Source organism: Cohnella phaseoli (assembly GCF_003386235.1).
Lineage (GTDB): Bacteria > Bacillota > Bacilli > Paenibacillales > Paenibacillaceae > Cohnella > Cohnella phaseoli.
The window spans coordinates 81,549-108,287 of the sequence record NZ_QRDZ01000022.1 but is presented as its reverse complement, the minus strand read 5'-3'; the positions used below and the strand labels follow the sequence as shown (position 1 = coordinate 108,287).

Sequence of the window (26,739 nt, the reverse complement as noted above, 5' to 3'; positions counted from 1 at the left end):
AAAAAACTGGCTTTTGTTGCGATTATCGCGCAAGTTCCCTTCGATTTTCCGTAAAAACGGCCAAATTCGTCGGATGAGCCGTCTTTACACTGTTATCGCGCAGAGGTTATGATCTTCAACAGAAAGTTCGAATATGACATTCCTTTTCCAGTGCGCTTAATCTCCCGAACGGGAGAGTGGGGGACCCAACGCGGCGACGATCTTGATGAGCGTCCAATGCGGTCCGAGCAATCTTGGGGTGAATGCGGCAAGTGTCGGGATGGCGGCTCTATCTGAGTGACGCGTCAGGCATGCAGCCGTTAGGGCAACTCTCTTTGCCCGAATCCGACAGCTAACCCCGCAAGCGTGATAGAGAGAGGTCACCCTCGTGCCGCTACAGTACTTAGCTTATTTTCAATCATGCGGAAGCCACGAACAGTCCTCTGTCTCGATGGCTTTTTGTGTTGCCAACACAACTGCTCAGGGTAACATGCTCTCATGTGAGTATTCTGAACTGGGGAAGGCGGCGTCTGATCGATCCAGCCGAAATCCGCGAAAATTTCGGGTCTGATCGCCAGGTGTCGTTAACCATTTTGGATTAGTCGCGTCAGACAACATCATGCATTACAGTCGACGGCGGGCTATGAAGGAGGAACGAGATATGGGCGCAATTCCTATTCAGGAAACCCATGATCCACGACCGACCGGCAAGCTTTTCGCACTGCGTTGGAAGCATGAGCATTTGCGTGCAGCGCTATTGGCCGCAATTCTCGTTTTTGCCATCTCCATCATGTTCATTTCGTTGCTGCAGAAGGCGGCGATCAAGAACATTACGATCATCGACAACGGCGTCTCGAAGGCGATCTCTACGAAAACCTCGGACGTGCTCGGCTTGCTCGAAGAGCAGGGCATTTACATCGGGCCTAACGATCATCTCTCTATGGCGGCTACGGCCAGCTTGGAAGAGGGAAGCCGATTGATTATCGACCGGGCAGTAGGCGTTATGATCAAAGCGGATGGCAAACAGCAAGTCGCTTATTCAAGCGAAGATACCGTTGGGGGAGTCATCCAGTCGTTAAACCTCAATCTATCCGAGAATGACCGCGTCGTTCCGGAGCTTGACAGTCCTTTGCGGGAAGGTATGACCGTATCGGTCGTTCGCGTGCGCAAAGAGGTTACAGAGACCCAGCGCCCGATCGCCTTCAAGGTTGTGGAGAAGAAGAGCGAGGAGCTTGAAGAAGGCAAGACGAAGGTCGTGACCGAAGGCAAGGAAGGCACGGTCGTCTATAAAACCGAGAAGGTTTACGAGAACGGCAAGCTGGTCAGCCAGGAAATGATCGAGAAGACGATTGCCAAGCCGGCTGTACAGCAGGTTGTCGCAATCGGAACGAAGAAGAAGGCCGAAGTGGCTTTGGCATCGTTCAGCGGACCGCCGAAAGCGGGAGAAGCGAAAGTCGTCAAGCTGAACGGCAAGAGCGTCAAAGTAAAACGGATGCTGAGCAACGTGACGTTGACGGCGTATTCGGCAGGGTTCGCATCTACGGGTAAATCCAAAGGAGACGACGGCTACGGCATCACCCGGACCGGAACGACCGTGAAGGAAGGCCGCACGGTTGCTGTGGATCCGAAAGTGATTCCGCTCGGCTGGTGGGTGTACATCGAAGGGATCGGCTTCCGCCGCGCCGAAGATACGGGCGGAGCCGTCAAAGGCAAGAAAATCGATGTCTACTTCGATAGCGAATCGCACGTCAACAAGTTCGGATTAAAACGCGGGTATACGGTGTACGTGATCGGGCCGGTCAAGCCGTCCGCGGATTAGCCGGCATCGCTCGGCTTCGATCCAATAGAGCTTTGCGTCGGGAAGAGCCTTTGGGCTCTTCCCGATTTTTGTTGCGCAGCAGTGCGGAAGGGAGGGTTCGGGACTTGCCCTTCGTACCATTCTCGTATACGCTTGAAGGAAATGCACGGATTAAAGGCGGAATGAAAACGAATGATTCGAGAAATGATTGTCGTGGAGGGGAAGGATGACACGACGGCGGTCAAGCGGGCCGTAAACGCCGATACGATCGAGACGGGCGGCTCGGCGATCGGAGAGGACGTGCTTGTGCGGATCGAGCTTGCGCAAGCACGCAGAGGCGTCATCGTCCTCACCGACCCGGACGCTCCGGGGGAACGTATCCGCAAGATCGTCTCCGAGCGCGTTCCGGACTGCAAGCATGCCTTCCTGACGAAGGACGAGGCGCGAGGCCGCAGGGGCATCGGCGTGGAGCATGCATCCGATGAAGCGATTCGCCGGGCGCTGGAGAGGGTGCGCGGACCGGAGGCGGCCACGGACGAGCCTGCGGAGATCGAGTGGAACGACCTGCTGGCCGCCGGGCTGATCGTACACGCCTCATCTGCGGGCCGCAGAGAGCGTATGGGAGAGATTCTGGGCATAGGCTACGCAAACGGCAAACAATTTTACAAGAGATGCCTCATGTTCCGGATTACGAAGGCCGAATTTCAAGCGGCGCTGGAGCAGTTGGAGCAGGAAGGACGATAAAGGCATGAAGGAGATCGCCACATCAAACCGGACGCGCGAAATTATTCGCAAGCACGGGTTTACGTTCAAAAAGAGTCTCGGCCAAAACTTCCTGATCGACGGGAATGTGCTCGACCAGATCATTGCTGCGGCCGGGCTGGACGAGACGCGAGGAGCGCTGGAGGTCGGCCCGGGAATCGGATCGCTGACCGAGAGGCTCGCCAAGTCCGCCGGCAAGGTGACGGCGGTGGAGATCGATCGGAGGTTGATTCCGATCCTTAAGGACGTCTTGGCTCCTTACGAGCATGTCAGCATCGTCCAAAGCGATATTCTGAAAACCGATCTGCATGCGCTCTGGCAAGAGCATTTCACCGGTCTGGCGGGCGTCAGCGTCGTAGCGAATCTTCCGTACTACGTGACGACGCCGATCATCATGAAGCTGCTGGAGGACAAGCTGCCGATTGAGAACATCGTCGTTATGGTGCAGAAGGAAGTTGCCTTGAGAATGTCCGCCAAGCCGGGCGGCAAAGATTACGGCAGCTTGAGCATTGCCGTTCAGTACTACTGCGAGCCGGAGTTGGTATGCATCGTTCCGGGCAAAGCGTTTATTCCCGAGCCGAATGTGGATTCGGCGGTCATCAGGCTGAAACGGCGCCCCGAACCGGCCGTCAGCGTGCCGGACGAGGAGAAGTTTTTCCGCGTTGTTCAGACTTCGTTCGCGCAGCGGCGCAAGACGCTGGCGAACAATTTGTCCGCGCTATCCGGCAAGGAGCGCAAAGCCGAGCTCGGCGACCTGCTTAGGGAGATCGGCGTACAACCGGAGCGGAGGGCGGAGACGTTGTCTCTGGAGGAGTTCGCAGCCGTGTGCGAGGCTCTGACCCGCAGCGGCATGCTCGCATAAAAACGCGGCCGATAGCCGTTAAAACCGTCCCCCCGGACGCGCACCCATCCGACTCCGACTCCATAGGATAGACGGAGAGGTGAGTGGGCATGAAGCAGGGGGACCTTGTCGTACGGAAATCCTATGGAGGAGACGTGTTGTTCCGGGTCGCGGCGTTCGCCGCGCAGCAAGCCGTGCTCAGAGGGACGGATTACCGCTTGCTGGCGGATGCGCCGGTCGAGGATCTCCAGACGGTGCGAAACCCGGACGAGCTCGGAGGGACGCGCCAGGCGCGTATTAAAGCGAACGAGTCGCTGCGCAAAATCAGCGAGGAGCGGAGCCGGCAATTCGGCCGTTTTGGATTTACGACAGCGCTGGATGATCGCAGACAGCCGTTCTTCGAAATGCCGGGCAAAGTACTTCATCTGGACGGCGATCCGAATTATCTCAAGAAGAGCATGCAGGTGTACGCGCAGCTGAAAGTGCCGGCGGAAGGCGTTCATTGTCATGAGTCGCAGATGCCGCATATGCTCATGCGCATGCTTCCTCAGTTCCATCCGGATATCGTCGTCATTACAGGCCATGACGGCGTTCTTAAGCAGCAGCAGAATCTGCAGCAGCTCAGCAGCTACAAAAACTCGTTGAACTTCGTACACGCCGTGAACGTAGCCAGGGATTACGAACGCAACCGCGATTCCCTGGTCGTTGTCGCCGGAGCTTGCCAGTCACACTTTGAGGCGCTGCTGCAGGCGGGAGCGAATTTCGCCAGCTCTCCGGGCCGAATTATGATTCATGCGCTTGATCCGGTGTATGTGGCCGTTCGCGCGGCGTTTACGCCGTTCCGCGACACGATCAACATTACGGACGTCATCGCGCATACGATCAGCGGCAGACAGGGCGTTGGAGGGATCGAGACGATGGGGCGTTACCGGATCGGTCTGCCGAATTTAAAAGAGGTTAATTCTGAGCAAAATGTGAACGTTTTGTGACAAAAATGAAGCTTTTTTTAGGAAAACCTAATCCCATCAAGGAAAATGACCGTTGACAGTAAATCCGCATCGTTGATATAATATTTTGATTCATTTGACACCTCCCCTGTTTTTAGTTATAATTTACAGGGAAAGAGGTGGTAGTGGATCATGGCTAAAAACACGCTTCTCGATATCAAGCGAAGCCTGGAGCCGCACGTCGGTTCCAAAATCATGCTCCGCGCCAACGGTGGACGACGCAAAACCATCGAACGCACGGGGGTACTGGAAGAAATCTACCCATCGGTTTTCATTGTCAAGCTTGACCAAGAGCAGCACACGTTTAAGCGGGTTTCGTACAGCTATGCCGATATTTTGACCGAGTCTGTAGAGGTTACGCTCTGCAATGACGATGGCGAGGTACGAATCCATTATTTGTCGCACTAGACGGTTGAATAGTACGGGCAGCATCGCGCCGGGTTCAAGGGCGCCGTGCTGCCCGTTTTGCATGCCGACATCCTCTTCGAGGCATTCTAATCGTGAACGTCCTAAGACATCCAGACGAGGAGGCGTACGATGAGCAGAAGAAGAGGCGTCATGTCGGAGCAGTTCAAAGAGGAGCTGGCCAAGGACCTGGGCATCTACGATACGGTTCAGCAGGAGGGCTGGGGAGGCATTCGCACGAAGGATGCCGGAAATATGGTCAAACGCGCCATCCAGATCGCCGAGCAGACCGCATCCCGAACGCCGAGATCCTGATAGCAATAAAAGCCAAAAGAGGCGGATTCCCGCGGAATGCGCGGATTCGACCTCTTTTCGCATTTGCGGGCATCGTTTGTTATAATAATGCAAAAGGTATTGTCTCGGAAGTTGGTGAAGACACGATGTCGAAAATATATGAGAAGGCGCCGGCCAAGATCAATCTCGTACTGGACGTTCTGCGGAAGCGGGAGGACGGCTTTCACGAGGTAGAGATGATCATGACGATGGTCGATTTGGCCGATCGTCTGGAGATGGAGGAGCTGCCTCGCGATCAGATCGTCCTGTCGAGCCAGGCGGGATTTATTCCCCTGGACGAGAAGAATTTGGCTTTCCAGGCTGCGAGGCTGATCAAGGAGCGGTACGGAGTCAGACGCGGCGTCTACATACATCTGGACAAGCAGATTCCGGTGGCGGCCGGCTTGGCGGGCGGCAGCAGCGATGCGGCGGCGACGCTGAAAGGGTTGAACCGTCTCTGGAATCTGGAGCTCCCGACAGAGGAGCTGGAGACGCTTGGCGCGGAGCTCGGCTCGGACATCCCCTTCTGCATTCGCGGCGGTACGGCGCTGGCCAGAGGAAGAGGGGAAAGACTGGAATCGATCTCTCCTCCCCCGCAATGCTGGGTCGTGCTGGCTAAGCCTCCGATCAACGTGTCAACGGCGGACGTATATGGCAAGTTTCGCGTGCACGAGGTGAAGGAGCACCCATCCATTCCGCGCATGCTGGACGCCTTGTCGCGACAGTCGTTCCCCGATATGTGCGCGTCGTTGGGAAATGTTCTTGAAAATGTCACACTGAACCGTTATCCCGAAGTTCGGCAGATCAAGGATTGTATGATCAAGTCGGGAGCAGACGGCGTGCTGATGTCCGGAAGCGGGCCGACCGTCTTCGGCCTAGTGTCCAAGGAAATGAAGGTTGCACGCGTCTATAACGCGCTAAGAGGGTTTTGCAAAGACGTCTATGTGGTAAGAATGTTAACATAGTGTCCGCTTGCACCGCACAAACTCTCGTTTCTGTTGAACAAAACCGTATAAAGATGTTATGATACTGTAAAATATTCGGATTTGGACGGGAGAGGGGAACGTGAAGAAACTGAAACGCAGCGCCAGACTCGTAGAGATGACGCAGTATTTATTGACCCGTCCCCACACGTTAATTTCCCTGACAGCATTCGCCGAACGGTATCAGTCGGCTAAATCTTCGATCAGCGAGGATTTGGCGATTATCAAGGAAGTGTTCGAGGACGAAGGAATCGGGGAGCTGAACACGTTGGCCGGAGCGGCGGGCGGCGTTCGGTTCGTGCCGAAATGTCGCAAGGATCAGGCGCTCGTCAGAATCGGCTCGATCTGCCGCGAACTTGAACAGCCCGACCGGCTGCTGCCGGGCGGCTATTTGTATATGACCGATCTGCTCGGCCAACCGGCGATGATGCAGGAAGTAGGCCGCATGTTCGCGACGGCGTTCGCGGATCGGAATATCGACGTCATTATGACCGTCGAGACGAAGGGTATCCCTCTCGCTCATGCAACCGCTCAGTATTTGAACCTGCCCGTCGTGATCGTAAGGCGCGATCATAAGGTGACGGAAGGCTCCGCGGTCAGCATTAACTATGTCTCGGGCTCCACGAAGCGCATCCAGACGATGTCGCTTGCTCGTCGGGCGCTTAAGGAAGAATCCCGCGTTCTCATTATCGACGATTTCATGAAAGCGGGCGGAACGATTCAGGGAATGGTCGATCTGCTGTACGAGTTTCGCGCGGTCGTCGCCGGTGTCGGCGTATTCGTAGAATCCGGAGAGATCGATAGCGAGGAACGGCTGCTTCACGATTACGTCTCGCTGGCGCGTCTAACGGAAGTCGATCTGAAGACTCGTCAAATCAAAGTCCAACCAGGCAACTTTTTCTAGGAGGATAACAATTATGAGCTTGAAAATCGTCTCCACGACCGATGCTCCTGCAGCAATCGGTCCGTACGCGCAAGCGGTTCGCACGGGCAATCTGCTGTACACTTCCGGTCAAATTCCGTTAACCCCTGCGGGAGAGCTTGTCGCAGGCGGCATCCAGGATCAGACGCGCCAAGTATTGGCTAACTTGAAAGCGGTTCTATCCGCCGAAGGACTCGGATTCTCGGATGTCATTAAGACGACCGTGTTTTTGAAGGACATGAACCAATTCGCCGAGTTCAACGAAGTGTATGCATCACACTTCGGAGCGCATACGCCGGCTCGTTCTACAGTAGAAGTCGCTCGCTTGCCAAAGGATGTTCTTGTCGAAATTGAATTGATTGCGGCGATATCTGTCGAAACTGTCAGGAATTAAAAATTTATTTGATTTTTAGCAGGTGTTTTACCATATTTAAGAAGGAATTTGCGTAACTTTGTGGAATATTACACCAAGTCTTTCTGAGGGGCAAAGGTGGTGAACACAAGTGCAAATTACAGACGTGAGACTCCGCCGAGTCAATTCGGAGGGGCGCATGAAAGCCATTGCTTCAATCACGATCGATAACGAATTCGTCGTCCACGACATTCGCGTTATCGACGGGAACAATGGCATGTTCGTCGCTATGCCGAGCAAACGGACGCCGGATGGAGAGTTCCGGGACATTGCCCATCCGATTTCCTCCGGGACACGCGAGAAGATTCAAGCCGCAGTATTGGCGGAGTACGAGCGAGCAGCGCAAGAAGAAGAAGTTATGGTAGAAGGGGCATAATGATGGATATGGAGAAGAGAGCCTGGACAGGCTCTCTTTTCATTTGAGCCTTTTCATTTGATCTTGAATAAGCTATAAGCTATGATTTTGATAATAGGCGCACTTATAGATTCAACTCAGATTCACCGGAACGGAAAGGGGCTCACGCATTGATGAACAAAATGGCGATCATCCTTGCCGCAGGGCAGGGCAAGAGAATGAAATCGAAGCTATATAAAGTATTGCATCCCGTATGCGGAAAACCGATGGTCGAGCACGTCCTGGACGCCGTAAAGGGCGCGGAATGCGGCCGGACCGTCGTGGTCGTCGGCCACGGCGCGGAAGCCGTGAAGGCGAAGCTGGGCGATGAGATCGAGTACGCTCTGCAGGCGGAGCAGCTCGGGACAGGTCACGCTGTGCAGCAAGCCGAGGCGCTGCTGGGGCAGGAGGATGGCGTTACGGTCGTTACTTACGGCGATACGCCGCTTGTGACGGCCGAGACAATCAAAGAGTTGATCGCGCAGCATTTGCAGCAAGAAGCGGCGGCAACCGTGCTGACGGCGGACGTGGAGGACCCGTCCGGCCTGGGGCGGATCATTCGCGGTCAAGACGGCAGCGTGCTTAGAATCGTCGAGCAGAAGGACTGTTCCGCAGAGGAAGCGGCTATTAGCGAGATCAATACAGGGACGTATTGCTTCGATAACCGCATGCTGTTCTCCGCTCTTGCCGAGGTGACGAACGACAACGCGCAGGGAGAATATTACGCGACGGACGTCATCGGCATTTTGCGCGGCCGCGGCGAGCGGATCGCCGCCAGCAAGTGCAAGGATCCCGTGGAAGGAACGGGAGTCAACGACCGAATTGGACTTGGGGAAGCGGAGCGGCTTATGCGGCTGAGAATTAATGAAGCCCATCAGGCGAATGGCGTGACGATCGTTGACGCGGCGAATACGTATATTGAAGCGGGTGTCACGATTGGCGCGGATACGGTCATCTATCCCGGAACCCTGCTTCGTGGCGCGACTTCGATCGGCTCGGATTGCGTGATCGGTCCGTCGGCGGACTTGAAGGATACGACGGTCGGGGACGGAACGACGATCCGCCAGACGGTGACCGAAGGCGCGGATATTTCCGAAGGATGCAACGTCGGTCCGTTCGCTTACTTAAGGCCCGGAACGAAGCTTGGACGCCAGGTGAAGGTCGGCGATTTCGTCGAGATCAAAAATGCCGCAATCGGAGCAGACAGCAAGATTCCTCATCTAAGCTACATCGGGGACGCGATCGTCGGCTCAGGCGTTAATTTCGGCTGTGGGGCGATTACGGCAAACTACGACGGTTATAATAAATCAATGACCGAGATCGGGGATCAAGCGTTTATCGGCAGCAATTCGAATCTGGTCGCTCCGGTCAAGATCGGCAGCGGCGCTTACGTCGTCGCCGGCTCCACGATTACGAGCAATGTAGCAGACAATGACTTGGCCATTGCCCGCGAGCGTCAAGTCAACAAACCAGGGTATGCGGACAAGATTCGCGCTCGCGCCCAAGCCAAGAAAAACAAAGAAACCGAATAACAAAGGCGGTAAAAAACTAAAATGGCTTATTCGGATCCAACCTTAAAGCTATTCTCCTGCAGTTCAAATCCAGAGCTAGCGCATTCGATTGCCAAATGCATCGGCGTCGAGCTAGGCAACGTGACGATGAGCCGGTTCAGCGACGGCGAGATCCATATTCAATTGGACGATAGTGTTAGAGGAAGCGACGTGTATGTCGTACAGTCGACTTCCGCGCCGGTCAACGACCACCTAATCGAGCTGCTTGTCATGGTCGATGCGTTGAAACGGGCGTCGGCCAAGACGATTAATGTCGTCATTCCTTATTACGGGTACGCCAGGCAAGATCGCAAGGCGCGTTCTAGGGATCCGATTACCGCCAAGCTGGTAGCGAATCTGATCGAGACCGCAGGGACGCACCGGGTTATCGCTATGGATCTGCACGCCATGCAGATTCAAGGCTTCTTCGATATTCCCGTCGATCATTTGCTGGGCGTTCCGATTCTGGGAGATTATTTTCATGAGAAGCAGTTGGAGTCTCCCGTTGTTGTCTCCCCCGATCATGGCGGCGTCGTTCGCGCGCGTCGTCTGGCCGATACTCTTCAGGCTCCGCTTGCGATTATCGATAAGCGCAGGCCCGAGCCGGGCGTTGTCGAGGTCATGAATATCATCGGCGACGTCAAGGGGAGAACGGCGATTCTGATTGACGATATTATCGATACGGCGGGTACGATCGCGCTAGCCGCAAACGCCTTAAAGAAAGCCGGCGCAGGGGATATCTACGCTTGCTGTACCCATCCTGTGCTGTCCGGGCCGGCGATTGAGCGTCTGGAAGCTTCGTCAATCAAGGAAATTGTCGTGACGGATACGATTCCGCTCAGGCAGCCTTGCGGCACCGACAAGGTCAAGGTACTGTCGGTAGCGCCGTTGTTGGCCGAAGCGATTGTTCGAGTGCATGAACAGCAGTCGCTGAGCTCCTTATTCGAACCGCATGTTTAATGAACGCCTCCCTGGGGTACAACAAGGATATACCTAGCTGGGGAGGAATTCGATATGACCGCTGAACTTCAAGTTCAACTCCGAGAGGCTTCGACCCATGGCCAGTTAAGGCGCCTTCGCGCATCTGGCGGCGTTCCCGGGGTCGTGTACGGCAAAGGACTGGCCGTGCCTTCCAAGATTGCGATAGATGCGAAAGCTCTGACGGACATGCTAAAGGGCAATCCGTACGCGGTGCTCGATATGGAGATTCCTGGAGCGGGCAAGCAGCCAGTCATGTTGGCGGAGCTGCAGAGAGATCCGATCTCCAGACAGATGCTGCATGTGGATTTTCGCCGCATCGATATGAATGAGAAGATAACGACGTCAGCCCGGCTTGATTTCACCGGAGTGTCTCCGGGAGAGAAAGAAGGCGGCATGCTGCAGCTCGTGCTGCACGAGATCGACATCGAATGCTACCCGAAGGACATTCCAGACGCGATCGCGGCGGATGTCGGCGGGCTGGAAATGGGCGAACATCTGACCATCGGCGATCTGACGCTGCCGGCCGGGGTAACCGCCGTACAAGACCCGGAAACGGTTATCGTCGCCGTTCTGGCGCCTCAGAAGGAGCGTTCCGAGGATGAGGTCGAAGCGCTTAACGACGAAGCCGAGGAAGATCGCAAACATTCGGAAGCTGCGTTGGCGGTGGAGAAGGATTAAAGGAAGGCTGTCGGAAGATTGCGAAGAGGTCGCGCTATGCGCGGCCTTCTTGTCATGCAGCAGGGGGAGGCGGCATGGCAAGAAGGCCCGTCCGTAAAACAAAGGGAATATGTTGAAAGCGGCATACCGAAGCCTCCTGCTCCAGTCGGCCGCTCACCCCGTTGACTCAGTAACCCGGGCGAGAGACGAAGGTAAATTGCCTGCGGTTGTAGAAAATATTGTTGACCTGAACGAATTCTTTGCCATAATATTCGATAAAACCAATATCGCTGTGACGCCTTCCGCAATAAATCTGCACCGGAACTTGAGAAGACATATGATCCAGGAAATGCTGGTCGTCATAAATCATCTGGCCGTTCATGTACACATCAATTCAACTCGCTTTCTCGGAATCTGTATTAGATAAGACACGCGGCAACAGGCTTTCGTTGCATAGGAATTCTATTTTCTTAAGTAAATATGGCGAAAATGTTCGGATTTGGAGGAAATCTTTATGCGTTGGATTGTCGGATTGGGAAATCCGGGCTCGACTTACGCAAGTACTCGGCACAATGCGGGCTTTATGGTTATTGACGAGCTGGCTCGAAGGTTTAACACGGATGTGACTGCGCAGAAATTCAAGGCGTTGACGGGCGAGGCGAAGGTTGGAGACGTGAAGGTCGCGCTCTTAAAACCGATGACCTATATGAATTTGTCGGGCGAGTCGTTAAGAGCCTTCATGGATTTCTATAAGGCGAAGCCGGAAGATTTAATCGTCGTCTATGACGATCTGGATACCGAGGTTGGCCGTATTCGGCTCAGATATCAAGGAAGTCCAGGCGGGCATAACGGCATCAAGTCGATTATTCAGCATCTCAACACGCAGACTTTTAATCGGGTGCGCGTCGGCATATCCAGGCCTGAGCCGGGATGGGCCATCTCCGACTACGTCCTCTCGGGCTTCGCGAAGTCGGAGAAAGAGCCGCTTCAGCGTTCGATAGAAGAAGCGTGCGATGCGATTGAATACGCCCTGACGCATACGTTCGAGCAGACGATGGCGAAGTATAACGCGAAAGGCTGACCTTTTTGAACGGCCTATTATTAAAGAGACGGTTTGCGGGAATACTGGAAAGAGAAATGCGGGATACCGCATATGCTCACTCCGGGAGGCATAGCTATGACTGTGAACTATATTTGCCGCCATTGCGGCATGCCGTTGGGAAGCTTCGACCATTCGGAGGTAGGCGAGTATCGGCTGGGTCTGCAATTCTTGACCCCCGGTGAGCGAAAGCGTATAATAGCGTATAATTCCAACGGGGACGTGACCGTACGGGTAATCTGCGACTATTGCAGTCAGACGCTGGACGCGAATCCCGAGCTTGCGTTGCTGTCCAATCCGTTGCAGTAAGCGCCGAAAGCATCGCGTTTCGACATCCTCCAGGAGTCCTTGGCTTGTGCCGGGGCTTTTTTCTTGATTTCCAGGGCGCGATTTGAAATAAGCAGTAGATACGTGGAAGGTTGTTTCGGAGAGGGGAAATGCCATGAATCCGTTAATCCAATCACTCGTTAAAGATCCCGATCTTATTAGCGTCATTCAAGGACTGCAAAGCGGAATGCGGGAGCAACTCGTCGCCGGCTTGTCCGGCTCCGCCCGACAAGTGGCGATCGCCGGAATGTACCGCGAGCTGAAGCGACCGATTCTCATCGTGACGCACAATATGTTTTCGGCTCAGAAAATTGCCGACGATTTGCAAGAATGCTTATCGGCGGACGAGGTGCTGCTGTATCCCGCCAATGAGCTGATCGCCGCAGAAACCGCGATCTCAAGCCCCGAAACGTCGGCGCGGAGGCTGGACTCCATACTCAAGCTTGCGGATGGCTTCCGCGGCGTTATTGTCGTGCCGTTCGCCGGGGTTCGGAGATTTCTTCCGGATCGGCAGACGATGTCGGAAGCGCATATCGTGCTGCGCGTCGGAGAGAATCTGCCGATGGAACAGTTTCTGCATAGAATGGTCGAGCTTGGCTACGAGAGAGTCGATCGGGTCGAGCAGAAAGGCCATATGAGCGTGCGCGGGGGCATCGTCGATTTCTTCCCGCTCGCTTCTGCGCTTGCTTGCCGGGTGGAATGGTTCGACGATGAGATCGATTCCATTCGCACGTTCGATCCGGCCGATCAGCGGTCGATCGAGAAGCTGGAGTCTTATACCGTGCGGCCGAGCCGAGAGTGGATCGCCGTCGAGAGAAGATTCCAGAATGCGGCTCAGCATGCGCGGGATTTGCTCGACAAGCAGTTGGAGCGAATGACCGACCGCCAGGCCAAGGAGAAGTTAAGCTCGGAAATTTCCCGAGAAATTGAGCTTTTGCGCCAGCGCGTTTATTTTCCCGAGATTTACAAGTACATCTCTCTGCTTTATCCGGAGCGCCAGACGCTGCTGGACTATATGCCTAAAGATACGATTCTGCTGATGGACGAACCGAACAGACTCGGTGAAACCGCGCGTCAGCTGGAACGCGACGAATCGGAGTGGGCGACCCATCTGCTGCAGCAGGGCAAATCGCTGCCCGGTTTTGCGCTGGCTGTTTCTGCGGAGCAGGCGCTGTATCCGAAAGCGTTTCAAATCGTCTACCTGTCGCTCTTCGTCAGGCAGATTCCGCATACGCAACCGCAAAATATTATCAACTTCGTCTGTCGTTCCATGCAGAACTTTCATGGACAGATGAACGTGCTGAAGGCGGAGACCGAGCGCTGGCGCAAGAGCGGCGTTCGGATTTTGATGCTTGCGGGCAACGCTGAGCGGGCCGAGCGGATGAGAAGGGTACTGGACGACTATCAGATCGAGCCGCCGGAAATTTTGCAAGGAAACCTGCAAAGCGGCTTCGAGCTGCCTTCGATCAAGCTCGTCGTCATTACCGAAGGCGAGATGTTCACGCAGAAGCAGCGCAAGGCTAGACGGGTCGATCGCCATCTCGATAACGCCGAGCGTCTCAAGAGCTACACCGAGCTGAAGGTGGGCGACTTCGTCGTGCACCAAAACCATGGCATCGGCAAATATTTGGGTATCGGAACGTTGGAAGTCGGCGGCATTCACAAAGATTATCTCCATATCGTCTATGCGGGGGGAGATCGTCTTTCCGTACCTGTGGAGCAGTTCGATCTGATCCAGAAGTATGTGGGCAACGAGGAGAAGGAGCCAAAGGTCAGCAAGCTCGGAGGCTCGGAGTGGAACCGGGCGAAATCCAAGGTTCGCTCATCCGTACAGGACATCGCGGACGATCTGATCAAGCTGTATGCGGAGCGGCAGGCGACGACCGGCTTCGGCTTCGGAGAGGATACGCCGTATCAGCAGGAATTCGAAGAGATGTTCCCGTACGAAGAGACGACGGACCAGCTGCGGGCGATCCGGGAGATCAAGAAGGATATGCAGACGCCGCGTCCGATGGATCGTTTGCTGTGCGGAGACGTCGGCTACGGCAAGACGGAGGTGGCGATCCGCGCCGCGTTCAAGGCTGCGATCGAGGGCAAGCAGGTAGCCGTGCTTGTGCCGACGACGATATTGGCGCAGCAGCACTTCGAGACCTTCCGCGAGCGCTTCTCCGGCTATCCGTTTAATATCAAGGTGTTGAGCCGGTTCCGGAGCCGCAAGGAGCAGACGGAGACGATCAAAGGGCTAAAGGCGGGAACGGTCGACGTCGTGATCGGAACGCATCGAATTCTGTCCCAGGATATCGTGTTCAAGGAGCTTGGACTGCTGATCGTGGACGAGGAGCAGCGCTTCGGCGTCACGCATAAAGAGAAGCTGAAGAAGCTGAAGACGAATGTAGACGTGCTGACGTTGACGGCGACGCCGATTCCGCGCACGCTTCACATGTCGATGCTGGGCGTAAGAGATTTGTCCGTCATCGAGACGCCGCCGGAGAACCGATTCCCGGTGCAAACCTATGTCGTCGAATACAGTGCGACGCTTGTCCGCGAGGCGATCGAGCGAGAACTGGCCCGCGACGGGCAAGTTTATTATTTGTTCAATCGGGTGCAGGGCATCTATCAGGCGGCCGAGCAGATCAGCGCGCTTGTGCCCGACGCCAGAATCGCCGTCGCTCACGGCCAGATGTCGGAGCAGGAATTGGAGAGAACGATACTCGATTTCCTGGACGGGGAATACGACGTACTCGTCAGCACAAGCATAATCGAGACTGGGGTCGATATCCCGAACGTCAATACGCTCATTGTGCACGATGCGGATAAAATGGGGCTGTCGCAGCTCTACCAGCTGCGCGGACGAGTGGGGCGGTCTAATCGGATCGCTTATGCCTACTTTACCTATCAGCGGGACAAAGTGCTGACGGAGGTCGCGGAGAAGCGTCTGCAATCGATTAAGGAGTTTACCGAGCTCGGATCGGGCTTCAAGATCGCTATGCGCGACTTGTCCATTCGCGGCGCCGGCAACCTGCTCGGAGCGGAACAGCACGGCTTTATCGCATCGGTCGGCTTCGATCTGTATTCCCAGATGCTCGCAGAGGAAATTCAGAGCCGCAAGCTGCAGCTCGGCGGAGATGTGCAGCCGCCGCGTCCGGTGAACACGCAGCTCGATTTAGGCGTCGACGCCTATCTGCCTCCCGAGTATATTTACGACAGCATTCAGAAAATCGAAATCTATAAGAAAGTCGCCGCCGCCGCTTCGCTGGAAGATGTGGAGGAGCTGTTCGAGGAGCTGATCGACCGTTTCGGAGAGCCGCCTAAAGCCGTGCTCAATCTGATGGCGGTCGCCAGACTGAAGGTATACGGGCGCAAGTACGGAATCGAATCGATCGTCCGCCGCGGAGACGACGTGACGTTAAAGCTGGAGGAACGCCGTCGCGCCGACATCGACGAGAAGAAGCTGAAGCCGTTGGAGGCGAAGCTGCAAGGGCGCGTCGTATTCGCCTTGGGCGAGCAGCAGCCTGTAATCCGCATGAAAGCGCGGGGACTTGACGAGAACGCTCTATTAGCGTTCCTTGAGGATTTTCTGGTACAATACAAAGAAGCGACAAAATCGAAGGGGGAACTACAGGATGTTGCAACATAGAAGCATGCCGTATCGTCGGCTGGCTCTGTTGGCGCTGGCGGCGGTCATGCTGGTCGCACTGATGTCCGCGTGCGGCAAGAAAGAGAAGGAAACCGTCATCGCTACCTACAACAATGGCGGGCAAGTCACGGATCAAGACTTTGAGAAGTATATCGCTTTTCAGCTTTTGAGCGGCAACAACCAGATCGCCATGTACGCGTCTATTCCGCAGATCAAGGAGCAGCTGGTTAAGCAGTACATTGTGACGAAGGTGCTCGGAGAGCAGATCTCCAACGAAGAGAAGGACAAGGTCAAGACGGAAATCAAGACGTTTAAGGAAAATGTAGAGAAGGCGCGCAATACGCAGCCGGAGCTCAAAACGCAAATGAAGGAAAACAACCTTACCGTAGACGATATGGTTAATTTCTACGAGGAAACGCTGAAATTCCAATCGTATTATTCGGCCAAAGGCGATGAATTCAAAGGCAAGGTAACCGACGAAGAAATCAAGGCGGAGTTTGACAAAGCGCCGTCCGACTTTAACGTCGTTACTGTTCGTCATATTCTGATCGGAACGTCCGATCCCAACACGGGTGAGGAGCTGAAAACCGAAGAGGAAGCGCTGAAAACGGCTAACGAAGTAAAGGCCAAGCTTGAAGCCGGCGGAGATTGGAATGCTCTGGCCAAGGAGTATTCCACGGACACCGGCTCCAAGGATAACGGCGGTCTGTACGAGAAACAAGCTGCTGGAGGCTGGGTTGCCGAATTTAAGGAAGCGGCGAATACGCAGCCGATCGGCGAGATCGGCGAGCCGGTCAAGACGCAATTCGGTTATCACGTCATGAAGGTCGAGAGCCGCGAGGAAGTGACTTCCGTGGACAAGCTGTCCGAGGAGTCCAAGGATTCGATCAAAATGGAGCTTTCTTCGACCAAACTGAACGAATTCATCGTTAGCGAACAGGACAAGCTGGGCATCGTCGTCACGCTGCCGCAGGAGCCGTCTGCATCGCCAAGCGCATCGGGATCCGAATCCCCGGCAGAGTCGCCAAGCGCATCGGGGTCCGAATCCCCGGCAGCCTCGCCATCGGCGTCTGCATCCGCGCAATAAGTAAACGTGTCCGAAGCTTCGACCGCGACCATGCGACGAAGCTTCGGACGCTTTTTTTTCTATTCGGGATAGAAAGAGGCCAAAGAAGATCGAGCGTTCCGACCTAATCTTGGGTTGGATGATTCCTCCAGCGAAGGGCGAACGCATAAGAAAATGGGAGAGGTTGAATACTACCCTTACGATTCGAGACACCTTTTTCCGAATGTTCAAGGTTCGTCATAAAGGCCGGCAACGCGTTCGTGCCGGCGGCAGCAGCAGAGCGAATACATCTACGAAAGTGGGGCAACACGACCATGAAAGCAACCGGAATTGTACGCCGTATCGATGACCTCGGAAGAGTCGTCATTCCCAAAGAAATTCGTCGCACCCTTCGCATTCGGGAAGGGGATCCGCTAGAAATTTTCGTGGATCGCGATGGCGAAGTTATCCTCAAAAAATATTCCCCAATCGGCGAGCTGGGCGATTTCGCCAAGGAATATGCCGAATCGCTGTCCGAGAGCACGGGACATATCGCCTTGATCTCCGACCGGGATACGTTCATTGCAGTGGCAGGAGCCTCCAAGAAGGAGTATATCGACAAGGCGATCGGCAATCTGCTTGAGAACTGCATGGACAATCGCAAAATTATTTTGGAGTCTTCCCCGGGCAGCCACGAAATGCTCAGAGACATAGCCGAAACGATCAGCTCGTTCGCGGCGGCGCCGATCGTGGCGGGAGGAGATCCGATCGGTACGGTCGTGCTCCTCAGCAAGGACGATGCGGTGAAGATGGGCGCGATGGAGAGCAAAATGGTCGAGACGGCCGCGGGCTTCCTCGCGAAACAGATGGAGCAGTGAATTAGAAAGGAACGCTTAGGCGTTCGAACGAAAAGCTTTCCCGGACGGCTTGACCCCCGTTCTTGGGGAAGCTTTTTTGCTTTGCGGCTTTCGTTTATAATCAAGACACGGGAATGGGAACGGAGAGATTACGGATAAGCCTGCGGACGAACAAAGCTTCGGCCAAGGAATGGGGAAACGGTCATGCGAATCGAATATGGAACCGGAAGTTCGGATAGCTCGGGAGGCTCTGAAATTTCCGGAAGTCCGGGAAATCCGGGCAATCCAGGCAACCCAGGCAACCCAGGAAGCTCTGGGAAAAAGGCGCTTATGCAAGGAGCCGCTTTGCTGGGAGGCGCGGCTCTGCTCGCTAAGCTGATCGGCACTTTGCAGAAAATTCCGCTGCAAAATTTGGCCGGAGACGAAGTGTTCGGGCTGTATACGGCTGTGTACGCGCTGGCGGTCATGTGGATGACCCTCGCATCCGCGGGCATTCCGGTCGCGGTTAGCGCTTTGGTTGCCGAGAAGGCGGCGAAGGACGACGAAGAGGGCGCTAGACGCATCGTTCGTTGGGCGGGAGCGTTGATCGGGCTGATCGGATTGATCATGTTCGCGGCGCTCTGGCTCGGGGCGGACGCGTTCGCCCAGTGGATGGGACTTGATGCGGCGGCTCCCGCCATTCGAATGTCCTCGTTGGCGCTGTTGTTCTCGCCTGTTGCTGCTGTGCTGAGGGGGTACCACCAAGGCAGGATGCGGATGCTCGCGCCGGCGTTGTCCCAGCTCGCGGAACAGATCGCCAGAGTGGCGTTTATGCTCGTTGCGCTGGCGATCGCCTTGAACGGAGCCTGGTCGGCCTCCGCTACGGCCGCGGCCGTGCATGGCGGTTTGGCAACTGGCGCAGCAATGGGACTGCTCGTGATGGCGGCGATCTCCGTCCGCGAAGGCCGCAAGCCGGGGCAGCCGATCCCGATTCGCTCGAGCGGAGCTAAGAAAAGCTTCGGAACGGCGGGAAAGGCGGCGGAAACGGTCGCCGTAGGGAAAAGGCATGGAGGGGCGGGAGGAAGTCCGATCGGGCGCGTAGTGGTGATAGAGCCGAGAGCCGCCCTGGTGAAACGGATTATTCGGGTTGCCGTGCCTGTGGCGGCTGCGTCGATCGTTGCGCCGATGTTCGCGCTGATCGACGCATTCTCCATCCCCCGGCTGCTGGATCAGGGAGGGGAATGGGCGCTGGCCCAGTTCGGCGTCTACAGCCGAGGCGTGGCGTTGCTGCAGTTGGTTGTCCTGGGGGTGTCCGGGGCGGCAGCCGCGCTCGTTCCGGCGCTCACGGCGGCAAGGACGCGCGGAGACGAAGCGGAGCTGGCCGGGAGGGCGAGATTCGCGCTGCGGCTCGCCTGGTGGTTCGGCTGCGCGGCTGCGGCGGGGCTGGCGCTTCTGGCCGTGCCGATCAATACGGCGCTATTCGGCGACGATAGCGGCTCGGTTGCAATGGCGCTCGTCGGGCTGGCTGCGGTCGGTGGCACGCTGCAAGCGGTCAGCGCCGCTTTGCTGCAAGGCATAGGCGAACTGCGAGCGCCGGCTGTCAACCTGGCGGCAGCCGCGCTGCTCAAGCTATCGCTCAACGTCGCCCTTGTGCCGCAGCACGGCATCGCAGGCGCCGCCGCAGCGATGGCGATCGCCTACGCCATCGCCGCAACCCTTAACGCGCTGTCCCTACGCCAGCGCGTCCAACTGCCCGCCCCGCGCGCACCGCTCGCGTGGCGCTCCGTCGCTGCGCTGGCCGCCATGGCGGCCGCGGTCGCTCTGCTCGCGCACGGCCTCGGCGGGCTGTTCGCCGCCGTTATGCCGGCGCGCGCGGCGGCCCTGCTCGTCGCCCTGCCGGGCGTCGCGCTCGGGGCCGCCGTCTTCGCCGCGGCGCTCGTCGCCCTAGGCGCCGTCGCTCCGCACGAATGGCGCGAGCTGCCGGGAATCTCCGGCACTCGCCTAGACCGCTGGATGCTTCGCATCAGAAACCTGACTCATCGGGATAACCGGGAAGGATGATCATAGATGAATAATCAAACCTTAATTATCGTTGTCGGACTTGGCTCCGGGGGAGAGGACCAATTGACGCTCGGCACGTTGAAGGCGCTGGAAAGCTCGTTCCGCCGCTACGTCCGTACGGCGGACCATCCGGCCGTCGCCGATCTGAAGCTTCGGGATATCGGCTTCGAATCGTTCGACCGGCTGTACGAGCAGCATGACGATTTTGCGGAAGTGTACGACGCGATTGCGAACGAACTGCTGGCCGCGGCGGCAGGAAGCCCAGGGGAGACGATCGTTTACGCCGTCCCCGGACATCCGATGGTCGCGGAACGGACGGTGCAGCTGTTAAGACAGCGCGCGCCGGAGCAAGGCGTCGGGCTGAAGCTGCTCGGCGGGGAGAGCTTCCTCGATCAAGCGTTCACGCGCCTCGGCTTCGATCCGATCGAGGGCTTCCAGCTGCTCGACGCGTCGGAGCTGACACGCGAGCATTTGAGACCGCGTCTGCATACCGTAATTGGACAAGTCTACGACGCGTATACCGCCTCCGAGGCGAAGCTGGCGCTGATGAACGTCTACCCGGACGATCATCCGATCGTCGTCGGACAAGCGCTGGGCGTAGAGGGGCAGGAGCGCATTCTGCACATTCCGCTCTACGAGCTTGATCGACTGGACAGCTATGGCAATCTGATGCTCGTGTATATTCCGGCCAGCTCGGATGACCGACTTAGCCGCCGCTCCTTCGAACGGCTGCACGAGATCGTCGCTATTCTGCGCAGTCCCGAGGGCTGCCCCTGGGACCGGGAGCAGACGCATCAGTCGATTCGGCGCAATTTCATCGAGGAGACGTACGAGGCGATCGAGGCGCTGGATCTGGACGATCCGGACGGCATGAAGGAGGAATTCGGAGACGTCATCCTGCAGGTGCTGCTGCACAGCCAGATGGAGGAGGAGACGGGAGCGTTCGACGTGTTCGACGTTCTGGCCGAGCTAAACGACAAGCTCATCTTCCGGCATCCACATGTGTTCGGCGGAGAGAATGCGGAGAATGCCGAGGCTGCGCTGCGCAACTGGGAGCAGATGAAGGCCGAGGAGAAGAAACGCAAGGGCCTGGCCGAACGTCAATCTCTGCTCGACGGCATTCCGAAGGATCTTCCGGCGCTGCCTCGCGCCCACAAAGTGCAGAAGAAAGCCGCTTCTGTCGGGTTCGACTGGCCGAATCTGGATGGTGTCTTCGACAAAATCGAGGAGGAGCTTGGCGAGCTTCGGCAGGCCGTTCGCGAGGAGTCGGCGGAACGCCAGCGGGACGAGCTCGGCGATCTGCTATTCGCCGTCGTTAACGCGTCGCGGTTCATCAAAGCCGATCCGGAGGAGGCGCTTGCGGGTACGAACAGAAGGTTCGCGGAACGGTTCAAGTATATCGAAGAGCAGCTTCGTATAAGCGGACGCTCTTTTGGGGATACTGATTTGATAGAAATGGATGCATGGTGGGAAGAAGCGAAAAATCGATAGAATGAAGTTGTTCGATAGCCTGCTTTTGATCACGAAGCATCCCGGAATGCGAACTCGACATCGAAAAACCGGACTTTTTGAACACGTATTATAGAGAGGAGGCAGCGACAACTCTCGGCCGATTTTAACGATCTTCGGCAAATTGCTAGGCGTAGCGCAACTAGTAGGGCAATTCAAGAGTAATATAGTTAAGGTGTCGGAAATCCGCAAGCTTCATCAAGTGATTACGGGAGAGATATGCTGGTAATCTCGCAAACCGCGAAGCGCGATACGAGACCGCTAGACGGCTCGCAAGCATAGGCATATGCCTATTCATGGTTGCCAGGCTGTCAAAAGCTTCGCCAACGGGAAAACGCGGTCAAATCCGATACAGTCCTTTTGATACGAACTGAACCTAAAAATGACCTAAAATCCGCCGTTTTTCCCGTACTTTCTACCTATTTCGTGATTTTTTTTTAGAGTATGGCAGGATTTTTTTAACAAGGGACAGAATAGTATCCTTCGTGCATTAAAAAATCAACGTTCCGACGTCCCTAGAGGGACCGGGGGAACGAATAATGGCTCAACCATAGGAGGAATACAGTACCATGAACAAAACAGATCTGATCAACAACATTGCAGACAAAAGCGGCATGACAAAGAAGGACGTAGAATCCGTATTGAACGGTTTCTTGGGCGAAGTTACCGACGCTCTGTCCAAAGGCGACAAAGTACAACTGATCGGCTTCGGCACGTTCGAAACTCGCAGCCGTTCCGGCCGTGTGGGTCGCAACCCGCAAACAGGCAACTCGATCGAAATTCCAGCTTCCAAAGTTCCTGCATTCAAAGCCGGCAACAAACTGAAAGACGCTGTAAAATAATTCATGCGTCTTGATAAGTTCCTGAAGGTGTCGCGCCTGATTAAGCGCCGCACCGTTGCGAAGGACGTGTCCGACCAAGGGCGCGTCCTTCTCAATAACAGGGAAGCCAAGCCTAGCGCGACCGTCAAAATCGGGGATGAGCTGGACATCCAATTCGGGCAACGCACGCTAACTGTGCGGATCGAACGTTTGACGGAGTCAACCCGCAAGGAAGACGTCGCCGGGATGTATACCATTCTGAAGGAAGAGGTTCGCAAACGCGAGGACGATCCCTTCGGATTGTAAGCATTCACATCAACATCAACGCAAAGATGGCGCAAGCCGTTCCTATCATAGGGAACAGCTTGCGCCATTTTTTTCTGATCTTGGCTCAAGCGAATTGTTCTGTTGCTAATGAATGTTGGAATTATTGATCAGAGGTACAATATCGGTAATGAGAAGGTGCAGGAACAATCTCATAATTACGAAATAAAGGATGCAGTTTGGGATATAGAGTTTGGAGAGGGAGGGAAAATTAATGCGGTTAAGGTGGTTTCCGCAAAGTATCTTAATTCTTATACTGCCTTTCCGGGGCTTACATTTGTTCAAGAGCAATAGACCAAGGATTTCGAAGGACATTCTATATAACGGGTTTTTCTGGTGTAGGGTGTAGCATTAAACAAAGCGAAAGCCAGCAGATTCTGCCGACTTTTGCTTTGTTTAATTTTTCGCAAGGATGGCGATTTCAGTTAAACCAATTGTCCCGGCAGAAATTGTTGAGTTTGCGAGTGTGTCATGCGGACTTTAAACGAGCGAATGAATTGCCGACATTAAAACCAGACAAAGCGGCAGCAAGGAAATTTTGTGCTCGTACTTAGTAATAGTTTCATGTTCATCATGGAGGCGACGTAGATGTTCAAGGTTTTGATAGCCGAAGATGAAATGCTCGTCAGAGTAGGACTGAAAAACGCGATTGAATGGGATAAGTTCGGAATGACCGTGATCGCGGACGTGCCGAACGGGCAAGAAGCCTGGGAGGTGTATCAACGGGACGCACCCGATATCGTCATTACCGACATCAAGATGCCGGTCATGGACGGCATGGAGCTGATCGGACGCATTCGCGAGACGGATCAGACGACCAAAGTCGTTATTTTAACCTGCATGGAGGATTTCGATCTGGTGCGCAAAGCGCTTGTTCATCACGTTAGCGAATATATTTTGAAGCTGGAGATGACTCCCGAGCAGATCGAGAAGCTGCTAAGCCGGCTTCAGCACGAAATGAAAACTTCCCCTCAGCGCCCGTCTCCCCAGCACTTGGAATCGGAGCACGACGCGGTGAAGGAGAATTTGATTAAAGACTATTTGTTCTGCAACGGATACACCGAGCGCGAGTTCGCCGCCAAAGTGGACTACTTACAGCTGAACCTAAAGCCGACGCGGATGATCGTAAGCGCCATGGAGATCGATCAATACTGGCGTTTGCGCGATCGTTTTCAAGATCAGAAGGGGCAATTGACCCGCAGGTCGTTGCTGAACGTGCTGAACGAGGTGTTGCGAGGCTACGAGCGCGGCGAAGTGTTCCATGACGAGGAAAGCCGTTATGTGATGCTATTCAGCTTTCACGATCTATTAAGCGAGCAGCAGATCTATGAGAATTTGTACAAAATCATCGACCATATCCGCAAAGTGATGTCCACCTACTTTAACGTGACCGTCTCCTTCGGCATTAGCGACATTCAGTCCGGGTACGGCGCATTAATCCGGCAATATCGGCAAAGCATTCAAGCGCTGGAGAGGAAGTTTTTTTACGGGCCCGGAAAAAACGCATTCGTCGAACGCGGAGACAACGAGCTCATTGGCGGGGAGCTGCGAGAGAAGCTGCTCGGACTTGCCGAAGGCTGGGAGGTTGGCGACGGCTACAAAAAATTGCTCGCGGAAAAGATTCATGCATTTCTAGACGCCGGCAGCGCGTTGTCCAAGCAAGAGGTGCAGAAGCAATTCATGCAATGGCTGCTCTGGCCGATCAGCACCTTGCATCTGGCTCGCACGAACCGGATCGAGTTTTTTACAACGTATGCCGATCGGATCATGAATGCGGAGACGCTGGATGAAATGATCGAGGCTTACCGGCAGTATTTGGCCGAGCTGGCCCGGCTTCACGCGCAGAAACGGACCGTCAGCAGGGAGATCAACAATGTACTGCAGTTTATCGAAGCCAATTATGAGCGCGACATTACGCTGGAGGAACTGGCCGAACTTGTCCAGATGAGCCCGAATTACTTGAGCGGCCTGTTCAAAAAAGAGATGCAGCAAAATTATGCGGACTATCTGGTGCAGTACCGCATCGAGCAGGCCAAGGAGCTGCTGCTAGGCACCTACTTGAAAACGTACGAGGTAGCGGAGAAAACCGGTTTTACCAATCACAGTTATTTCAGCCGGGCCTTCAAAAAAATAACGGGCAGCAGTCCCCGCGAGTTCCGCCGGCAGTGGATGGTGGATTGGTCGAAAGCCGGTGAGTCGGATGATCAGGAATAGGTTGTTAAAGCTTTCCGGCGGGAGTTTGCAGACAAGCCTTAGCTTATCGTTTATGATCATGAGCGTTGTCGTGCTGATCGTCAGCGCGGTCGGCATCTACTTCGGCGTGCAGGATATCTGGCAGAAACGCTCGGAGAAATCGACGCTGCAGCTGTTCGAGCAGCTGCAGTACAGCGTTGACGTCATGCGTCACGATGCGGACAAGGTATCCAAGCTGTTTCTGATCGATCCGGACATTCAGGAATATTTGGAGACGATTTCGGACAGCTCCAACTCGCCCGGAGAGCATGTCAACTTGACGAATAGAGTGATGGACCGGATTTCGATCGTCCTGAAAAACTATGAATATATTTCGTCGATCTATTTGTTCACGGACGGCGGCACCGTCGTCGGCGTTAGCGATCAAGCTTCGACCTTTATCGTGGACGCCGAAGACAAGCATTGGTTCTATACGTTCGGGCTGTACAGCCAGGCTCAGGAGTCCTATCCCCGGCTGATTTGGAAAGGCGCGACAAAGGCGAAGGATTTTCAAAGCGAAGCGTTTCAGACCGGTGACGAGTCGAGCAACCTGCTGTCGGCGATGCGCGGCGTAAAAGCCGTCTCAAGGATGACGCAAGCGGGAACGCTGGTCGTCAACATCAAACAGCAGGCTTTGGCCGCTACCTATAACAAATTGGCGGGAGAGCCCGGCAGTGAAATTTTTATTTACGACGCCGAAGGCACGATCATTTCGGATACGGACGGGACTCGGTTAGGGCAAGGGGTAGACGCAGAGTTGCTGGGCGTGATCGACCGTCCCTTCGGAAGCTTTACGAACGGAGACAGGCAGGTGATTTATTACCGCTTGGGGGAGACCGGTTGGACGGTAGTCAAGTTGGTGCCGATCAGCGAATTCGTCAAAGATATTTGGCAGCTTCGCTATACGATGATTGGCATCTTGACGGTCATGCTGATCGCGGCGCTTACGATTTCGTATTATTGGATTCGTAAAATTACGAAACCGCTCTGGCAGCTGAGGAAAGCGATGCAGGAAATGGAGCGGGGCAATCTCGGCATTTCGCTGGAGAGCGACGATGATAATGAGCTCGGCATGCTGGCCAGAGGCTTCAACAGAATGTCCCAAAGCATGATCGGTCTCATCGAAGACAACCGGAAGGCGGAAGAGCAGAAGGCGCAGCTGGAAATTCGCATGCTGCAGTCGCAGATTCAGCCGCATTTTCTGTACAACACTTTAAACACGATCAAGTGGATGGCGATCGTCATTAAAGCGGACAACATTTCGCAAAGCCTGACGACGCTGGCGAACTTGCTGAAGCCCATTTTTAATCGCACCGACCTGATGTGGACGTTCCGCGAGGAAATCCATTATATCGACAATTATATCAAGCTGATGAACGTCCGGTACGGCCAGGGGATCCAAGTCGAGTGGAGCTACCCCGATTCGGTGGCCGATTATCGCGTGCTGCGGTTTATTCTGCAGCCGATTATCGAGAATGCGATCGTGCACGGGATGGAAGCGCACAATTATACGGGTACGATTCGGATTGCGGCCGAAGAGCATCGCGACGACATCCGCCTTGTTTTATCGGATACCGGTACGGGAATGACCGAGCAGCGGCTGGGGCAGCTGAAGGAAATATTAGACGGCGAGCAAACGAACGAGCAGAGCAGCCTGAATATCGGCATCGGCCTGCAGAACGTCAACAAGCGTCTTCAGCTTCATTTCGGCAGCCACTACCGGCTTGAGATCGAAAGCGAGATTAATCGGGGCACAACGGTCACATTGAGATTTCCCAAGTTCGGCAATGGAACGAAAACGTAAAAAATGAACAGATCTATGGC

The 26,739-nt window shown here is 55.2% G+C and carries 25 protein-coding genes and 1 riboswitch; of the genes, 24 read left to right on the top strand and 1 reads right to left on the bottom strand.

The window, feature by feature from the left end; all coding sequences use genetic code 11:
* Positions 1 to 143: 143 nt before the first annotated feature.
* A riboswitch (cyclic di-AMP (ydaO/yuaA leader) is annotated at positions 144 to 361 on the top strand.
* Positions 362 to 640: 279 nt separating this feature from the next.
* The 13 genes from DFP98_RS24535 (at position 641) to DFP98_RS24475 (ending at position 11,045) form a co-directional block, all read left to right on the top strand.
* Positions 641 to 1,798 carry a resuscitation-promoting factor gene (locus DFP98_RS24535; protein WP_116063262.1) on the top strand — a complete coding sequence of 386 codons (1,158 nt, stop codon included), beginning with the start codon at positions 641 to 643 and terminating at the stop codon, positions 1,796 to 1,798.
* A gap of 171 nt (positions 1,799 to 1,969) precedes the next feature.
* Positions 1,970 to 2,521, top strand: a complete 552-nt coding sequence (rnmV, locus tag DFP98_RS24530) for a ribonuclease M5 (protein WP_116063261.1) — start codon at positions 1,970 to 1,972, stop codon at positions 2,519 to 2,521.
* Positions 2,522 to 2,525: 4 nt separating this feature from the next.
* On the top strand, positions 2,526 to 3,401 hold the full coding sequence (gene rsmA, locus DFP98_RS24525; RefSeq protein ID WP_116063260.1) for a 16S rRNA (adenine(1518)-N(6)/adenine(1519)-N(6))-dimethyltransferase RsmA: 876 nt from the start codon (positions 2,526 to 2,528) through the stop codon (positions 3,399 to 3,401).
* Between the two features lie 89 nt (positions 3,402 to 3,490).
* Positions 3,491 to 4,369, top strand: coding sequence for a sporulation peptidase YabG (yabG, locus tag DFP98_RS24520; RefSeq protein ID WP_116063259.1), 879 nt, complete (start codon positions 3,491 to 3,493; stop codon positions 4,367 to 4,369).
* Positions 4,370 to 4,519: 150 nt separating this feature from the next.
* Positions 4,520 to 4,795, top strand: a complete 276-nt coding sequence (gene veg, locus DFP98_RS24515) for a biofilm formation stimulator Veg (RefSeq protein WP_116063258.1) — start codon at positions 4,520 to 4,522, stop codon at positions 4,793 to 4,795.
* Positions 4,796 to 4,924: 129 nt separating this feature from the next.
* The gene (locus DFP98_RS24510) at positions 4,925 to 5,107 is read left to right on the top strand and encodes a small, acid-soluble spore protein, alpha/beta type (protein ID WP_116063257.1); all 183 of its coding nucleotides are present in this window, start codon (positions 4,925 to 4,927) and stop codon (positions 5,105 to 5,107) included.
* Positions 5,108 to 5,232: 125 nt separating this feature from the next.
* Positions 5,233 to 6,090, top strand: a complete 858-nt coding sequence (gene ispE, locus DFP98_RS24505; RefSeq protein WP_116063256.1) for a 4-(cytidine 5'-diphospho)-2-C-methyl-D-erythritol kinase — start codon at positions 5,233 to 5,235, stop codon at positions 6,088 to 6,090.
* A 100-nt stretch (positions 6,091 to 6,190) separates the two neighbouring features.
* Positions 6,191 to 7,012: a pur operon repressor gene (gene purR, locus DFP98_RS24500; RefSeq protein WP_116063255.1), complete on the top strand. Its 822-nt coding sequence runs from the start codon at positions 6,191 to 6,193 to the stop codon at positions 7,010 to 7,012.
* Positions 7,013 to 7,025: 13 nt separating this feature from the next.
* A complete protein-coding gene (locus DFP98_RS24495; protein WP_116063254.1) occupies positions 7,026 to 7,424 on the top strand; it encodes a RidA family protein in 399 nt (132 codons plus the stop codon).
* Between the two features lie 109 nt (positions 7,425 to 7,533).
* Positions 7,534 to 7,818, top strand: a complete 285-nt coding sequence (spoVG, locus tag DFP98_RS24490) for a septation regulator SpoVG (protein ID WP_115995948.1) — start codon at positions 7,534 to 7,536, stop codon at positions 7,816 to 7,818.
* A 152-nt stretch (positions 7,819 to 7,970) separates the two neighbouring features.
* A complete protein-coding gene (glmU, locus tag DFP98_RS24485) occupies positions 7,971 to 9,368 on the top strand; it encodes a bifunctional UDP-N-acetylglucosamine diphosphorylase/glucosamine-1-phosphate N-acetyltransferase GlmU (RefSeq protein WP_116063253.1) in 1,398 nt (465 codons plus the stop codon).
* A 21-nt stretch (positions 9,369 to 9,389) separates the two neighbouring features.
* Complete coding sequence (locus DFP98_RS24480; RefSeq protein WP_116063252.1) at positions 9,390 to 10,346, top strand: ribose-phosphate diphosphokinase; 957 nt, start codon at positions 9,390 to 9,392, stop codon at positions 10,344 to 10,346.
* A gap of 54 nt (positions 10,347 to 10,400) precedes the next feature.
* Positions 10,401 to 11,045: a 50S ribosomal protein L25 gene (locus tag DFP98_RS24475; RefSeq protein ID WP_116063251.1), complete on the top strand. Its 645-nt coding sequence runs from the start codon at positions 10,401 to 10,403 to the stop codon at positions 11,043 to 11,045.
* Positions 11,046 to 11,211: 166 nt separating this feature from the next.
* On the opposite strand, the gene DFP98_RS24470 is transcribed toward DFP98_RS24475, so the two are convergent.
* The gene (locus tag DFP98_RS24470) at positions 11,212 to 11,406 is read right to left on the bottom strand and encodes a hypothetical protein (protein WP_181917922.1); all 195 of its coding nucleotides are present in this window, start codon (positions 11,404 to 11,406) and stop codon (positions 11,212 to 11,214) included.
* A 132-nt stretch (positions 11,407 to 11,538) separates the two neighbouring features.
* Between DFP98_RS24470 and pth the strand changes: the two genes are divergently transcribed.
* The 11 genes from pth (at position 11,539) to DFP98_RS24410 (ending at position 26,719) form a co-directional block, all read left to right on the top strand.
* Complete coding sequence (gene pth / locus DFP98_RS24465; RefSeq protein ID WP_116063249.1) at positions 11,539 to 12,105, top strand: aminoacyl-tRNA hydrolase; 567 nt, start codon at positions 11,539 to 11,541, stop codon at positions 12,103 to 12,105.
* 96 nt (positions 12,106 to 12,201) lie between these two features.
* Entirely contained in the window at positions 12,202 to 12,432 is a 231-nt protein-coding gene (locus DFP98_RS24460) for an anti-sigma-F factor Fin family protein (protein WP_116063248.1), read from the top strand.
* A gap of 133 nt (positions 12,433 to 12,565) precedes the next feature.
* On the top strand, positions 12,566 to 16,087 hold the full coding sequence (gene mfd / locus DFP98_RS24455) for a transcription-repair coupling factor (RefSeq protein WP_116063247.1): 3,522 nt from the start codon (positions 12,566 to 12,568) through the stop codon (positions 16,085 to 16,087).
* Positions 16,074 to 17,174: a peptidylprolyl isomerase gene (locus tag DFP98_RS24450; protein ID WP_116063246.1), complete on the top strand. Its 1,101-nt coding sequence runs from the start codon at positions 16,074 to 16,076 to the stop codon at positions 17,172 to 17,174. The genes mfd and DFP98_RS24450 overlap by 14 nt, the downstream gene beginning before the upstream one ends.
* Positions 17,175 to 17,467: 293 nt before the next feature.
* Positions 17,468 to 18,010 carry a stage V sporulation protein T gene (spoVT, locus tag DFP98_RS24445; RefSeq protein ID WP_116063245.1) on the top strand — a complete coding sequence of 181 codons (543 nt, stop codon included), beginning with the start codon at positions 17,468 to 17,470 and terminating at the stop codon, positions 18,008 to 18,010.
* A gap of 183 nt (positions 18,011 to 18,193) precedes the next feature.
* Positions 18,194 to 20,029, top strand: coding sequence for a polysaccharide biosynthesis protein (locus DFP98_RS24440; protein ID WP_116063244.1), 1,836 nt, complete (start codon positions 18,194 to 18,196; stop codon positions 20,027 to 20,029).
* A gap of 6 nt (positions 20,030 to 20,035) precedes the next feature.
* Complete coding sequence (gene yabN, locus DFP98_RS24435; protein ID WP_116063243.1) at positions 20,036 to 21,520, top strand: bifunctional methyltransferase/pyrophosphohydrolase YabN; 1,485 nt, start codon at positions 20,036 to 20,038, stop codon at positions 21,518 to 21,520.
* A gap of 587 nt (positions 21,521 to 22,107) precedes the next feature.
* Positions 22,108 to 22,380, top strand: coding sequence for an HU family DNA-binding protein (locus DFP98_RS24430; protein WP_116063242.1), 273 nt, complete (start codon positions 22,108 to 22,110; stop codon positions 22,378 to 22,380).
* 3 nt (positions 22,381 to 22,383) lie between these two features.
* A complete protein-coding gene (locus DFP98_RS24425) occupies positions 22,384 to 22,665 on the top strand; it encodes an RNA-binding S4 domain-containing protein (RefSeq protein WP_116063241.1) in 282 nt (93 codons plus the stop codon).
* A 606-nt stretch (positions 22,666 to 23,271) separates the two neighbouring features.
* Positions 23,272 to 24,897, top strand: coding sequence for a response regulator (locus DFP98_RS40025; RefSeq protein ID WP_116063239.1), 1,626 nt, complete (start codon positions 23,272 to 23,274; stop codon positions 24,895 to 24,897).
* Positions 24,884 to 26,719, top strand: a complete 1,836-nt coding sequence (locus DFP98_RS24410; protein ID WP_116063238.1) for a sensor histidine kinase — start codon at positions 24,884 to 24,886, stop codon at positions 26,717 to 26,719. The genes DFP98_RS40025 and DFP98_RS24410 overlap by 14 nt, the downstream gene beginning before the upstream one ends.
* The last annotated feature ends 20 nt before the right edge of the window (positions 26,720 to 26,739 follow it).

Bases quoted from the DNA above. Each gene is read 5' to 3' on its own strand.
- rnmV (WP_116063261.1), top strand. From the start codon at position 1,970: ATGATTCGAGAAATGATTGTCGTGGAGGGGAAGGATGACACGACGGCG.
- DFP98_RS24430 (WP_116063242.1), top strand. From the start codon at position 22,108: ATGAACAAAACAGATCTGATCAACAACATTGCAGACAAAAGCGGCATG.
- yabG (WP_116063259.1), top strand. From the start codon at position 3,491: ATGAAGCAGGGGGACCTTGTCGTACGGAAATCCTATGGAGGAGACGTG.
- glmU (WP_116063253.1), top strand. From the start codon at position 7,971: ATGAACAAAATGGCGATCATCCTTGCCGCAGGGCAGGGCAAGAGAATG.
- rsmA (WP_116063260.1), top strand. From the start codon at position 2,526: ATGAAGGAGATCGCCACATCAAACCGGACGCGCGAAATTATTCGCAAG.
- DFP98_RS24440 (WP_116063244.1), top strand. From the start codon at position 18,194: ATGCGAATCGAATATGGAACCGGAAGTTCGGATAGCTCGGGAGGCTCT.
- DFP98_RS24460 (WP_116063248.1), top strand. From the start codon at position 12,202: ATGACTGTGAACTATATTTGCCGCCATTGCGGCATGCCGTTGGGAAGC.
- DFP98_RS40025 (WP_116063239.1), top strand. From the start codon at position 23,272: ATGTTCAAGGTTTTGATAGCCGAAGATGAAATGCTCGTCAGAGTAGGA.
- pth (WP_116063249.1), top strand. From the start codon at position 11,539: ATGCGTTGGATTGTCGGATTGGGAAATCCGGGCTCGACTTACGCAAGT.
- DFP98_RS24535 (WP_116063262.1), top strand. From the start codon at position 641: ATGGGCGCAATTCCTATTCAGGAAACCCATGATCCACGACCGACCGGC.
- mfd (WP_116063247.1), top strand. From the start codon at position 12,566: ATGAATCCGTTAATCCAATCACTCGTTAAAGATCCCGATCTTATTAGC.
- veg (WP_116063258.1), top strand. From the start codon at position 4,520: ATGGCTAAAAACACGCTTCTCGATATCAAGCGAAGCCTGGAGCCGCAC.
- ispE (WP_116063256.1), top strand. From the start codon at position 5,233: ATGTCGAAAATATATGAGAAGGCGCCGGCCAAGATCAATCTCGTACTG.
- DFP98_RS24475 (WP_116063251.1), top strand. From the start codon at position 10,401: ATGACCGCTGAACTTCAAGTTCAACTCCGAGAGGCTTCGACCCATGGC.
- DFP98_RS24450 (WP_116063246.1), top strand. From the start codon at position 16,074: ATGTTGCAACATAGAAGCATGCCGTATCGTCGGCTGGCTCTGTTGGCG.
- DFP98_RS24470 (WP_181917922.1), bottom strand. From the start codon at position 11,406: ATGAACGGCCAGATGATTTATGACGACCAGCATTTCCTGGATCATATG.
- DFP98_RS24480 (WP_116063252.1), top strand. From the start codon at position 9,390: ATGGCTTATTCGGATCCAACCTTAAAGCTATTCTCCTGCAGTTCAAAT.
- spoVT (WP_116063245.1), top strand. From the start codon at position 17,468: ATGAAAGCAACCGGAATTGTACGCCGTATCGATGACCTCGGAAGAGTC.
- DFP98_RS24510 (WP_116063257.1), top strand. From the start codon at position 4,925: ATGAGCAGAAGAAGAGGCGTCATGTCGGAGCAGTTCAAAGAGGAGCTG.
- DFP98_RS24495 (WP_116063254.1), top strand. From the start codon at position 7,026: ATGAGCTTGAAAATCGTCTCCACGACCGATGCTCCTGCAGCAATCGGT.
- DFP98_RS24425 (WP_116063241.1), top strand. From the start codon at position 22,384: ATGCGTCTTGATAAGTTCCTGAAGGTGTCGCGCCTGATTAAGCGCCGC.
- yabN (WP_116063243.1), top strand. From the start codon at position 20,036: ATGAATAATCAAACCTTAATTATCGTTGTCGGACTTGGCTCCGGGGGA.
- DFP98_RS24410 (WP_116063238.1), top strand. From the start codon at position 24,884: ATGATCAGGAATAGGTTGTTAAAGCTTTCCGGCGGGAGTTTGCAGACA.